The sequence below is a fragment of the Paraburkholderia sp. ZP32-5 genome (assembly GCF_021390495.1).
Lineage (GTDB): Bacteria > Pseudomonadota > Gammaproteobacteria > Burkholderiales > Burkholderiaceae > Paraburkholderia.
Genome location: NZ_JAJEJP010000002.1, coordinates 51,754 through 64,690, shown reverse-complemented (window position 1 = coordinate 64,690; position 12,937 = coordinate 51,754). Strand labels below are relative to the sequence as shown.

Sequence of the window (12,937 nt, the reverse complement as noted above, 5' to 3'; positions counted from 1 at the left end):
ACACGGCTTGTCGCGCTGCAATTGAAAAAGGCGGCATCAAGCCGCCTTCATTGAATTTCTCGCAGAACCACTACGACCAACTTTTCAGCCGAGCCGAGCCGCCTCGCGTCGCACTCACCAGTCTCGTTCAATGCCCATGCCGCTCACCCACCGCCACCGGCACCCGCTTCGTCTGCCGGCTCAACATCAACGTCACGACCGCCGACACCGCCAACGTCGCACCGACCACATACAAGCCCGCGGCATATCCACCGGTCACATTCTTGAGCCACCCAATCGCAAAAGGTCCAACGAATCCGCCCAGGTTACCCACCGAGTTGATCATCGCAATCCCCGCGGCCGCGCCGGCACCGGACAGGAACATGCTCGGCATTGCCCACAACGGTGCCTTCGCCGCGCTGATCCCGACGTTCACGACGACGAGCGCAAGCACGATCATCACCGCGGTGGCCGCATTGCCCGCGAACAGGAAGCCGACGCATGCCAGCGCGCAAGGAATCACGACGTGCCACGTACGCTCGCCGGTGCGATCCGAATGCTTCGCCCACAGCACCATCGCGATGACCGCAAGCACGCTCGGCACGCCCGCCAGCAGCCCCGTTTCGAACGAGCCGAAGCCGTACTGGCGAATGATCAGCGGCGCCCACAAACCGAGCGTGTACAAGCCCACCGACGTGCCGAAGTAAATCAACGCAAGCGCCAGCACACGCGGATCGCGCAATGCACTGAGCGCACCGGCCGTGTGGCCCGCATGCGCATGGCGCGCGTCCGCTTCGAGCTTCAGCTTCGCGATCAGCCAGTCGCGTTCTTCCGGCTGCAGCCATTGCGCTTGCGCGGGCGCATCGGTCAGGTACTTCAGTACGCAAAAGCCGAGCACGATCGCGGGCAATGCTTCGAGTATGTAGAGCAGTTGCCAGTCTGCGAGCCCGGCGATCGGCGGCAGTTGCATGATCGCGCCGGAAATCGGCGAGCCGATCGCGGTGGAAATCGGCGCCGCAGCCATGAACCACGCAGCGGCAACCGCGCGCTGACGCGACGGAAACCACAGGCTCAGATAAAGGATGATCCCCGGAAAGAAGCCCGCTTCCGCGACGCCGAGAATAAAGCGCAGCGCGTAGAAGCTATTCGGTCCGACGACGAACGCGGATGCGAGCGACACGATCCCCCACGACACCATCACGCGCGCAATCCAGCGGCGCGCGCCGACCTTGTGGAGAATCAGGTTCGACGGCACTTCGAACAGAAAATAGCCGATGAAAAACAGTCCGCCGCCGAGTCCGAATGCGGTCGGCGAAAGACCGATCGCCTTGTTCATCGACAACGCCGCGAAACCCACATTCACGCGGTCGAGAAAGCTCACGAAATACAGCAGCATGACGAACGGGATGATTCGCAGCATCAGCTTGCGGGACACCCGGCTTTCGAGTTCGGAAGTCATTGTCTCCTCCTGCGGCGCGCGGCCGACGTTGGGCCGCGTTCGCCGAATGGTGATTGCGCGCGCCGGCTATGCCTGGGCCAACCGCGCAACCACATGCGTGGATAACGCTCGGTTCATACCGAGTGACGTCAATTCCAGCTAAATGCCAGCCAGGACTCCCGCCGACATTCAGGCAAAGTTTCACGCCGCGTTCGCTGCAGGCGCCGCCGCCTGCTCGATGAACGCGCCGATGAACGCGCAAACGGCCGCCGTCACCTGCGCGGTCGTCGCAGTGCCGCCGAGATCACGCGTATGCAGCGACCGGTTCGCGGTCACGGCTTCGATCGCCTGCATCACGAGGCGCGCGGCGTCGGATTCGCCAAGGTGTTCGAGCAACATCACGACCGACCAGAACGTGCCGACCGGATTCGCGAGCCCCTTGCCCATGATGTCGAACGCGGAGCCGTGGATCGGCTCGAACATCGACGGATAGCGGCGCTCCGGATCGACGTTGCCGGTCGGCGCGATGCCGAGGCTGCCCGCGAGCGCGGCGGCGAGATCGCTAAGAATGTCGGCGTGCAGATTGGTGGCGACGATCGTGTCGAGCGTCGCCGGACGGTTGACCATGCGCGCGGTCGCCGCATCGACGAGTTCCTTGTCCCACGTGACGTCCGGAAACTCCTTCGAGATTTGCAGCGCAATCTCATCCCACATCACCATCGCGTGACGCTGCGCGTTGCTCTTCGTGATGACGGTCAGCAGCTTGCGCGGACGCGACTGCGCGAGACGGAACGCGAAGCGCATGATGCGCTCGACGCCGGCGCGCGTCAGGATCGACACGTCGGTCGCCGCTTCGATCGGATGACCCTGATGCACGCGGCCGCCCACGCCCGAATATTCGCCCTCCGAGTTTTCGCGGACGATGACCCAGTTCAGGTCCTCGGGCTTGCAGTATTTCAGCGGCGCGTCGATGCCGGGCAGGATGCGCGTCGGCCGCACGTTCGCGTATTGATCGAAGCCCTGGCAGATCTTCAGCCGCAAGCCCCACAAGGTGATGTGATCGGGAATGTCCTTGTCGCCGGCCGAGCCGAACAGGATCGCGTCCTTGTTGCGGATCGCGTCGAGGCCGTCGGCCGGCATCATCACGCCATGCGCGCGATAGTAGTCGCCGCCCCAGTCGAAGTTTTCGAACTCGAAGGCGAACGCGCGGGTGGTCTTCGCGAGCGCTTCGAGCACCTGCGCGCCGGCGGGCACGACCTCCTTGCCGATGCCGTCGCCGGGGATGGTTGCGATGCGATAGGTCTTCATGTCTCCGTCCTCTGTGAAATGTGTGAGTGAACTTTAGTCTGATCGCGGCGGTAGAAACCGGTGCTAAACTCAAAGCATCTTTAACTTGAATTCACAAATCACGAGGCCCTGACGAAGCGATGAGCGAGACCGTCCAGCCAGCGGATCTGGGCTTTTTCTCCACGCTCGCCGCGAGCGGCAGCCTGAGCGCGGCCGCGCGCGAGTTGGGGCTGACGGCCGCGGCGGTCAGCAAGCGCCTCACGCAGATGGAGCAGCGCGCGGGTGTCGCGCTGGTGAACCGCACCACGCGCCGCATGATGCTGACGCCCGAAGGCGAGCTATACGTCGCGCACGCGCGGCGGATTCTGGATGAAATCGACGAACTGGCCGAACTGCTCGGCTCGGCGAAGAAGACGCCGAAGGGCTTGCTGCGCGTGAACGCGACGCTCGGTTTCGGCCGCAGCCATGTCGGCCCGGCGATTTCGCGCTTTGTCGCGCGCTATCCGCAGGTATCGGTGCAATTGCAGTTGTCGGTCACCCCCCCGCCGCTGACCGACGACACTTACGACGTCTGCATCCGCTTCGGCGAGCCGCCGGACACGCGCGTGGTCGCGCGCCGGCTCGCGCCGAACCGGCGTCTGCTGTGCGCGGCGCCGTCGTATATCGTGGCGCACGGCATGCCGCTGACGCCGCACGATCTGACGCGCCACAACTGCATCGGCATCCGTCAGGGCGACGAAGCGTACGGCGTGTGGCGTCTGACCTCCGGTCGCGGCGCCGCGCGCAAGACGGAAGCGGTGCGCATCAAGGGCACGTTGACCACCAACGACGGCGAGATCGCCGTGAAGTGGGCGCTCGAAGGTCACGGCATCCTGATGCGCGCCGAGTGGGACATCAGGCAGTACCTCGCGGACGGCTCGCTGGTTCAGCTGCTGCCCGATCACGACACATCGAACGCGGATATCTTCGCGGTGTATTCGCCGCGGCATCAGATGTCGAATCGGATTCGCGCGTTCGTGGAGTTTATTGCGCGGGACCTGACGAGCGAGGCAGGCGCGCTGGTGTAACGGCCGGGCCGCTTTATAGCCTCTTTATAAACAGAACAATTTGCTATCGTAGCGTTCGACGGCCATCCGCCGGGGCCAGCCCTCAACCGACACGGGTCACGATGCCCAGACAGAATCCCGCGCTTCATCGCAGCCAGCGCGCGCCCATGTCGCGCAAGCGCCGGCGTATTCTGATCGCCGCCGCGATCGTGCTGCTCGTCGCGTTCGGCTGGATGCTCGCGCTGGTGCTGCAGCCCGCGTTCCAGCGCACGATCGTGATCACGACCGGCGCGGACAACGGCATCTATCGCGGCTTTGCCGATCGCTATGCGCCGCTGCTCAAGCGCGAGGGCATCAAGCTCGACATTCGCAGCTCTTCGGGCTCGGTCGAAAATTACGAACGGCTGACCGATCCGAACAGCGCATATGAAGTCGGCTTCATCCAGTCGGGCACGACCAATCCGCAAGAGACCGACAATCTGCAAACGATCGCCGCGGTGTCGTACGAACCGATCTGGGTGTTCTATCGCGGCGACGCGACGATCGACCGGCTGTCGCAACTGCGCGGCAAGCGCATTTCGCTGGGGGTGCCGGGCAGCGGCTTGCTCAACGTGTCGCAGGTGTTGCTTGGCTATAGCGGCATCACGAGTCAGAACTCGACGCTGCTGCAAATGGATGCAAACGCCGCGTATCAGGGGCTCGAAAGCGGCCGCGTCGATGCGGCGTTCTTTATCGGCCGCCCTGACGCCGACATGCAGCGCACGCTGCTCACCAGCAACCTGAAATTGATGAGCTTCGCGCAGGCCGATGCGCTCGTGCAGAAATTCCCGTCGTTATCGAAGATCGTGCTGCCGCGCGCATCGACGAGCGTCGCCGACGATCTGCCGCCGCATGACGTCACGCTGCTGGCCGCAACGGCGCTGCTGGTATCGCGGGATACGTTGCATCCGGCGCTCGCGTATCTGCTGCTCGATGCGGCGCGCACGGTCCACGGCGGCGAGGATTACTTCACGCCGCTCGGCACGTTTCCGAATCTGCGCACCGAGGAATTCCCGATCTCCGATGAAAGCATCCGTTACTTCAAATCGGGGCGCCCGTTCCTGTACCGGTATCTGCCGTTCTGGCTCGCGAGTCTGATCGAACGCCGGTTCCTGATTCTGCTGCCGTTCATGGCGCTGCTGATCGGTGTGCTGCAGGCGCTGCCGCGTACGCTCGAAGCGCGCATCAAGAAGCGGCTGGTGGTCTGGTATCGCGAGATCAAGGCGCTCGAGGACGAGGTATGGAAGACCCCGCACCCAACCCGCGCGCAGATTGCGCAATGGAATGACGACATCGAGAGCATCGACGCGAACGCGAGCCAGATCCGGATTCCGTATCGTTACTTTCAGGATGTTTACGCATTGAAGCAGGCAATCGGGATCGTGCGGGACCGGATCGCGCATGTAGCGGAGAGGATCGACAGGAAGTAACGGCATGCTGACCATAGCTGACGCTGCGGTCAGCGCTCCGGTGAGGTGAGGCCAGCCCTGCCCGTCACCGTGCCAACTGCGCTATCGTGTGCGCATCTTCGCTGCTCTTACGAATAACGCTTCCATGCCGTCCCGCCATAGCGCCGCCTTCACCGCCCTGCTCGCCGCCGCGCTGTTCGGCGCCACCACGCCGCTTGCCAAGGCCTTGCTCGGCTCGCTGCCGCCGTTCCTGCTCGCCGGGTTGTTTTATCTCGGCAGCGGCGCGGGTCTCGCCGTCGTGATGCTGGTGCGCCGCATCCGGCAACGCGGCACCGCTCGACCGGCCGGACACAGTGAAGCGCAGCGCGAAGCACAGCGCGAGGCACAACGAAAAGCACAGCGCCTGCCGCTGCGCGACCTGCCGTGGCTCGCCGGCGCAATCGCCGCGGGCGGCGTCGCCGGTCCCGTGCTATTGATGCTCGGCCTCGGCACCACGCCGGCCGCCACCGCATCGCTGCTGCTCAATCTCGAAGGCGTGTTCACCGCACTGATCGCGTGGATCGTGTTTCGCGAGAACGTCGACACGCAGGTATTTCTCGGCATGGTCGCGATCGTCGCGGGCGGCGCCGTGCTGTCCTGGCAACCTGGCGCGGCCGCCGCAGGCGGCCTGCCGGCCGGCGCGCTGCTGCTCGCCGGTGCCTGCGCGTGCTGGGCCATCGACAACAACCTGACCCGCAAGGTGTCGACGCACGATGCCACGCTCATCGCCTGTCTGAAGGGGCTCGTGGCGGGCTCCGTCAACGTGGTGCTCGCGCTCGCTTTCGGTGCGGGCTGGCCGCACGGCACGCATGTGGGGAATATCGTGCTCGCGCTGCTGACCGGCTTCGCGGGTTACGGCGTCAGCCTCGTGCTGTTCGTCGTTGCATTGCGTAATCTGGGCACCGCGCGCACCGGCGCGTATTTCTCCGTGGCGCCGCTATTCGGCGTGACGCTCGCGTGGCTGCTGTGGCCCGAGGCGCCGACATGGCAATTCTGGCTCGCGGCCGCGCTGATGGCGTTCGGTGTATGGCTGCATATCCGCGAACGCCACGAGCATCCGCACACGCACGAAGCGCTCGACCATACGCATCGCCATCGGCACGACGCGCATCATCAGCACGAACACGATTTTCCATGGGACGGTGAAGAGCCGCACACCCACGCGCATCACCATGCGCCGATCGCGCATACGCATGCGCATTTCCCGGACATTCACCACCGCCATACCCATTGAACTTCCGCGCGCGCCCGTCGCGCGGACACTTGACGTAGCGCAAGAAAAAAATCTCTGTGGAGCGGATCATGCGATAGACCAATTCAATTGGCATGGTCGCGGATCGCATCCTGTAATGAACTCCTGCCGTTCACGTTCCGTCCGTCCAGCCCGCCGCCGCCCTATCCGGAGAGATCCATGTCGCAGCCCGAGACCAACATCGACGAAGTAGTGAAAAGCATCGCCGAAGAAACCGACACACCGACGGAAACGGTATCGCGCATGTACGCCGATACGCTCGCCGATTACCGGCACGGCGCGCGCGTGCTCGACTACGTGCCGCTATTCGCCGCGAAGAAGGTACGTGACCAGCTTCGCCATCCGCAAAGCAAGCATTGACCGATGACGCATGCGGGGATGCTCGGCATTACCGTGCCCGTCCTCGCCGCACATGTTGCACACCGCGCAACATGTGCGACAGTTAGAGCGCGCCGTTGCCTATTGATGCAATAGGTCCGGCGCCAACTCGCGCTTTGCCTTCCAGCACGATTACTCCGACGAAACCGCGCGCCCACGCGCGATCCCCGCAGTGGCTCCAGATTTTGTGCGAATCGTGGAGCTAACAATCGCATCGCGAATTTTTTATGCTGACGGTTCGACCGCTCTCGGCGGGTATGCGATTGCCCGCTCATTCGACAAGGAACCGTATCTATGCCCGCCCCGCTTCAGATTCGCGCCGTCACCCGTGAAGACTTCGACGCATGGCTGCCGCTATGGGACGCGTACAACGCGTTCTACGGCCGCGCCGGAGAAACCGCGTTGCCGCGCGAAATCACACGCATCACGTGGAACCGCTTCTTCGACGGCTATGAACCGATGCACGCATTCGTCGCCGAACGCGGCGGGCAACTGGTCGGTATCGTGCATTTTCTCTACCACCGCCACACGACGATGGCCGGCCCGATCTGCTATCTGCAGGACCTGTACACGCTCGACAGCGAGCGCGGCAAAGGCGTCGGGCGCGCGCTGATCGAAGCCGTGTACGAACGCGCGAAAGCCGATGGCGCCGAACGCGTGTACTGGCAAACGCACGAAACCAATCAGACCGCCATGAAGCTTTACGACAAGGTCGCGGATAAGTCCGGATTCGTCGTCTATCGCAAGGCGTTGTGACGTACCTTGCGTTAGCAACAACCGAAGCCACAAATGACGAAAGGCGCACCTCGTAAAAGGTGCGCCTTTCGTCTAACTACGCCGGCACTCGCAATGCGAGCATCAACCCGGCGTTAAGCCTCCAGTTGCTCCAGCACCTTGCCCTTGGTTTCGATACCGAGCAGGAACACCGCCACCGCCGCGAGCAACGGCACCGACGCGAGGATATAGAACGCCACGTCCAGGTTGCCGCCGATCATCGTCTTCGACACGATCGCCGGTGCGAAGATCGCCGCCACCTTCAGCCACGCGCCGCCGACCCCGCAACCCATCGCGCGGATGCTGGTCGGGTACAGCTCCGGCGTGTACACGTAAGCGGTGATGAAGCCGCTGGCGAGGAAGCCGAGCGCCAGCGCACAGCACGTCGCGACCACATAGACCGACGAATCGTGCAGCACGCCGGCCGCCGCCAGCGAAGCCGCGCACAACACGAACGAGATGCTGATGATCGGCTTGCGGCCCACCACGTCGACCAGCAGCGCGCAGACCAGCGAACCGACCACGCCGAGCACCGAAGCCGCCACCGCGAGGTTCAGCGCGAGTTGCAGCGGCGCATGATAGATCGTGCGGTAGATCGTCGGCAGCCACGTCGACAGACCGTACTGGATGAAGCCGCAGGTAATCCACAGCATTGCGACGGCGATCGTGCGCTTCAGATACGCACGGCCGAACAGGTCCGCAATACGACGCTTCGGATGGCGATTGACCAGTTCGTCGAATTCAGCCGAGTTCGCGACCGGCGGCAACGGCACCTTCGCCGCGCGTTCGAACGCCAGCACCGCGGAATCGGCTTCGGCCATCCGGTCGCGCACGGCGAGCCAGCGCGGCGATTCAGGCACGAGCTTGCGCAGCGTGAAGAACAGGATCAACGGCGCGCCGCCGATGAAGTACATCGCTTCCCAGCCGAAGCGCGGCACGATCCACGCACCCATTGCGCTCGACGCGAGCAGCCCGATCGGGAAGACGATTTCGTACAACAGCACGAAACGCCCACGGCCATGCGCGCGGCTGATCTCGTTGATATAGGTCGCGGCCACCGGCAGTTCGCCGCCGAGCCCCAGCCCCTGCACGATGCGCAGCGCGACGAATACCGCGAACGTCGGCGCAAAACCGCACGCAATACTGGTGATGCCGATAATGCCCGAGCTGAGCGCGATCGCCTTCACGCGTCCGGCACGCTCCGCGTACCACGGGAACAGGAATGCGCCGATCAGTTGGCCGATGGAACCGGAGCCGAGCAGAAAGCCGACGTCCCATGGGCTCAGATGCCACTTTGCAATCAGCAGAGGCAGCGTCGTCGCGATCGCGATCACGTCGAAGCCGTCGAAGAACGTCGCGAGACCGATCAGGATCCGCGCGCGAACCTGCATGCGGTTACGCGGCATGCGCTCCAGCCGCGCGATGATCGAACCCGGGGTCACAGCCGCCGATACACCGGCGCTACTGCGGTCTCCTGTGGTGTTATCTATAGTTCTCATGCCAAAGTGCCGTCCGTAAAAATGGTTAGGCAAGCGCCGTCGAGGCGTCAGTCAGGGTGGCCAGGTCGATGGTCCGGCCTTGATTCATCCACTTGCGCGAGAGCTTCAGTTCGCGCGGCGTGTTGATTGCAATCACGCCGCGAATCGCGTTGTCTTCCAGATAGAAAAGCGTCGCGCGTTTGCCTGCCAGGTCACCGCGTACCGCGAGCTGCGCATCGGCCGGAATGTCGCCGAGAATCTGCAGATTCACGTCGTACTGATCGGACCAGAACCACGGGATATCCGCATACGGTTCGAACTTGCCGAGCAATGCTTTCGCCACCGCGATCGCCTGGTTCTGCGCATTGGCCCACGACTCCAGCCGCACGCGGCGCTTCAGCCACGCGCTCGGATGATTCGCGACGTCACCGCACGCGAAGATGCGCGGGTCGTCAGTCGCACCGAAATGATCGACGACGATGCCGTCCTCCACCTTCACGCCCGCCGCTTGCGCGATCGCTGTGTGCGGCGCGAGGCCGATGCCGGCCACCGCGAAATCGGCGTCGAGCGTCGAGCCGTCGGCGAAGGTCGCGCGAATCCGCTTCGCGTCGTTCGGATGGTCTTCGAGCTTGACGAGCGCCGCATTCAAACGCACGTCGACACCATTCGCGCGATGCAGGTCGAGCAGGAAGTCCGACACCATTGGCGGCAGCGAGCGCATGCACAGACGCGGCGCGCCTTCCACGACGCTCGCCTCGACGCCGAGCTTGCGCGCGGTCGCCGCGACTTCGAGACCGATCCAGCCGCCGCCGACCACCAGCACGCGCTGGCTCGCGCGCAGCCGTTCGCCGAGCGCAACGGCTTCATCGAGCGTGCGCAGGTAGGCCAGATGCGAGGTCTTCACGAGCGCGTCGGGCAGACGGCGCGCCGCGCCGCCGGTCGCGATCACGAGCCGGTCGTATTGCACTTCGCGGCCTGCCTTCGTGCGCACGATGCGCTGTTCGCGATCGATCGACGTCGCGCAATCCGGTTGCCAGGCTTCGATGTTCAGCGCGTCGAAATCGTCGGGCTTCACGAGGCGCACCGTTTCGATATCGGCCTCGCCGGCCAGCACCGCTTTCGACAGCGGCGGCCGCTCGTACGGCAGATGCACTTCGTCGGCGATCATCACGAGGCGGCCGTCGAAGCCTTCCTTGCGCAACGTCTTGACGACCCAGCCGGCCGCCTGACCGCCGCCGATCACGACGATCGTGCGCGGCGCTTCGAGCCCCGCGTGCGCGGCTTGCGCCTGTTCGGTAGCAGCGTCAGTCATGTTTGCGCTCCGTCATGAATTTGCCCTCCGGCGCCTTCGCGTCTCTCTGCCGGCGCGTATTGCCGTCGATGCCGCCGTCGATCGCCCATTCGGCGAACACGGTCGGACCCGGTTCGAATTCGCGCGGCTGCCATTCGGGCGTCAACTGGTCTTCGTCCGCGTAGTACTCGATCAGGCCGCCGGCCGGATTCTGGAAGTACCAGAAGTACGCCGACGACACCGGATGACGTCCCGGCCCGAGCTGCGTTTCCCAGCCGCAACGGCTGATATGCATGCCGCCGCCGAACACTTCGTGGATATCGCGCACGGTGAACGCGACGTGGTTCAGGCCACGCTTGCCGTTGGGCAGCGCGAGCAGGAACAGGTCGTGGTGACCGCCGTGCGGCGCGCAGCGCATGAATGCGCCGCGGCCCGGATAACGATCCGAGGTCTCGAAGCCGAGCAGCTCGTGATAGAACTTTTCCTGTTCGGCGAGCCTGTTCGTGAAGAACACGACATGGCCCACTTCGATCGGCTCCGCGCGTTCGTAGACCGGCGACGGCTGATCCACCCGCAGCGTTTTGCCCCACACGTTGGACAGCGAACCCTGCACGTCGAGCGCCCACTTGCGGGTCACTTCGACGCGAATCGCCATCCCGTTCGGGTCGATACAGCCCACTGCATCGTCGGTTTCGTAGTGGCCGGGTTGACCGGCGAAGCGGCCGCGCAGTTCGTCGAGTTCCGCTTTCGTCGCCACGCCCCACGTCACTTCGCGCAGCGTCGGGCCTTCTTCGAACGCGGGCGGCAGCGACGGCTCGTTCGCTTCGACGACGAGGATCGTGCAACCGTTCTGCGTTTCAAAGCGCGCTTGCTTGCTATCGTGCGCGGTCTCTTTCAGACCCCAGTCCGAGAAAAACTGACGACAGGTGGCGAGATCCGTCACGCCGTAGGTAATCTGTTCAATGCCGAGAATCGTCATCACGTGCCTCTTCGTTGCCTGTTCGTTAGTTCGCCCACGCCAGCGGCGCTTCGTTCAAGCCCCAGTAGAGGCTCTTCTGTTGCATGTATTCGCGAATGCCGAGACGGCCTTTTTCGCGTCCCATGCCGCTTTCCTTCCAGCCGCTGAACGGCGTCGAGATCGAGAACAGCTTGTAGGTGTTGATCCAGATCGTGCCGGCGTCGAGGCCGCGCGCGATCCGGTACGCGCGCTTGTAGTCGCGCGTCCAGATGCCGGCGGCAAGGCCGAACACGCTGTTGTTCGCCTCCTTCAGTAGCGACGCTTCGTCGTCGAACGGCATCGCGACCAGCACCGGCCCGAAGATTTCTTCCTGACAGATACGTGCGTCGTTGTTCAGGCCTTCGAGAATCGTCGGCTGGAAGTAGGTGCCGGCTTCGCGGCCGTCGCCGACCGGACGTTCGCCGCCGCACAGCAGGCGGCCGCCTTCTTCGAGACCGAGTGCGACATAACGCTCGATCGTCTCGCGATGCGCCTGCGTGATCAGCGGACCCATCTGCGTGTTTTCGCGCGACGGATCGCCGACGCGCAGCTTGCGCGCGCCTTCGACGAGACGTTGCATGAACGTGTCGTAAATCGAGCGCTGCACGAACAGACGCGAGCCCGCGATACACGCTTCGCCCGACGAACTGAAGATGCCGTACAGCACACCGTTGACTGCATGATCGAGATCGGCATCGTCGAACACGATGGTCGGCGACTTGCCGCCCAGTTCGAGCGACACCGGCATCAGCTTGTCCGCTGCGATACGCGCGATGCCGCGGCCCACTTCGGTGCCGCCGGTAAATGACACCTTGCGCACCAGCGGATGACGCACCAGCACGTCGCCGATCACCGAGCCCTTGCCCGGCAGCACGCTGACCACACCCTTCGGCACGCCCGCTTCCTCGCAGATGCGCGCAAGCGCGAGCGCCACCAGCGGCGTGACTTCGGCCGGCTTCAGCACCACCGCGTTACCGCCCGCGAGTGCCGGCGCGAGCTTCTGCGCATCGGAGGCGATCGGCGAATTCCACGGCGTGATCGCAGCGACTACGCCGATCGGCTCATAGAGGCTCATCGTCAGATAGTCGCCGCGCGACGGCGTGACTTCTTCGTCGAGCGTTTCGAGGCAAGCCGCGAAATAGCGGAACGTGTTCGCCGCGCTCGCGACCAGCACGCGTGTCTCGCCGATCGGCTTGCCGTTGTCGCGACGCTGCAGATTCGCGAGCGCTTCGTGACGCGCCATGATCAGATCGGCGATCCGATACAGGATCAGCGCGCGCTGATGCGGCTTCAGACCCGACCAGTTCGGCTTGCGCCATGCGGCGTCGGCGGCTTCGACCGCTTCGCGCGCGTCGTCCGCGCTGGCCGTCGAGATTTCCATGTTGACCGACTGATCCGCCGGATACAGGCTTTTGTACGGGTTGCCACGCCCTTGCCGCCATTCGCCGCCGATAAAAATATCGCCGTTGGGCACGAGGCTGGTATCGAAGTGAGTCATGTCGGTCATTCCGGTTGCTGTCAGGCCAAGGT

The 12,937-nt window shown here is 64.1% G+C and carries 11 protein-coding genes; 5 read left to right on the top strand and 6 right to left on the bottom strand.

Features of this window, described 5'->3' with window-relative positions; translation table 11 throughout:
• Positions 1-127 precede the first annotated feature (127 nt).
• On the bottom strand, positions 128-1,438 hold the full coding sequence (locus L0U82_RS19175; RefSeq protein WP_233833521.1) for an MFS transporter: 1,311 nt from the start codon (positions 1,436-1,438) through the stop codon (positions 128-130).
• 180 nt (positions 1,439-1,618) lie between these two features.
• A complete protein-coding gene (locus L0U82_RS19170; RefSeq protein ID WP_233833518.1) occupies positions 1,619-2,725 on the bottom strand; it encodes a tartrate dehydrogenase in 1,107 nt (368 codons plus the stop codon).
• Between the two features lie 119 nt (positions 2,726-2,844).
• Between L0U82_RS19170 and L0U82_RS19165 the strand changes: the two genes are divergently transcribed.
• From L0U82_RS19165 to L0U82_RS19145, 5 genes are all read left to right on the top strand, one after another.
• Positions 2,845-3,771, top strand: coding sequence for a LysR substrate-binding domain-containing protein (locus L0U82_RS19165; RefSeq protein ID WP_233833516.1), 927 nt, complete (start codon positions 2,845-2,847; stop codon positions 3,769-3,771).
• Between the two features lie 146 nt (positions 3,772-3,917).
• Entirely contained in the window at positions 3,918-5,219 is a 1,302-nt protein-coding gene (locus tag L0U82_RS19160) for a TAXI family TRAP transporter solute-binding subunit (RefSeq protein WP_233837413.1), read from the top strand.
• Positions 5,220-5,343: 124 nt separating this feature from the next.
• Positions 5,344-6,471 carry a DMT family transporter gene (locus L0U82_RS19155; RefSeq protein WP_233833514.1) on the top strand — a complete coding sequence of 376 codons (1,128 nt, stop codon included), beginning with the start codon at positions 5,344-5,346 and terminating at the stop codon, positions 6,469-6,471.
• 177 nt (positions 6,472-6,648) lie between these two features.
• Complete coding sequence (locus L0U82_RS19150; RefSeq protein WP_233833512.1) at positions 6,649-6,849, top strand: DUF3562 domain-containing protein; 201 nt, start codon at positions 6,649-6,651, stop codon at positions 6,847-6,849.
• 312 nt (positions 6,850-7,161) lie between these two features.
• Complete coding sequence (locus tag L0U82_RS19145; protein ID WP_233833510.1) at positions 7,162-7,623, top strand: GNAT family N-acetyltransferase; 462 nt, start codon at positions 7,162-7,164, stop codon at positions 7,621-7,623.
• Between the two features lie 113 nt (positions 7,624-7,736).
• Here the strand turns inward: L0U82_RS19145 and L0U82_RS19140 are convergent, their stop codons facing one another.
• The 4 genes from L0U82_RS19140 to L0U82_RS19125 are packed head-to-tail and all read right to left on the bottom strand — an operon-like array spanning position 7,737 to position 12,905.
• Positions 7,737-9,140: an MFS transporter gene (locus tag L0U82_RS19140; protein ID WP_233833508.1), complete on the bottom strand. Its 1,404-nt coding sequence runs from the start codon at positions 9,138-9,140 to the stop codon at positions 7,737-7,739.
• 25 nt (positions 9,141-9,165) lie between these two features.
• A complete protein-coding gene (locus L0U82_RS19135; RefSeq protein WP_233833506.1) occupies positions 9,166-10,431 on the bottom strand; it encodes an NAD(P)/FAD-dependent oxidoreductase in 1,266 nt (421 codons plus the stop codon).
• Positions 10,424-11,389 carry a VOC family protein gene (locus tag L0U82_RS19130; protein ID WP_233837411.1) on the bottom strand — a complete coding sequence of 322 codons (966 nt, stop codon included), beginning with the start codon at positions 11,387-11,389 and terminating at the stop codon, positions 10,424-10,426. Before L0U82_RS19130 ends, L0U82_RS19135 begins: the two co-directional genes overlap by 8 nt.
• Before the next feature lie 25 nt (positions 11,390-11,414).
• A complete protein-coding gene (locus L0U82_RS19125) occupies positions 11,415-12,905 on the bottom strand; it encodes an aldehyde dehydrogenase (RefSeq protein ID WP_233837410.1) in 1,491 nt (496 codons plus the stop codon).
• Positions 12,906-12,937 lie beyond the last annotated feature (32 nt).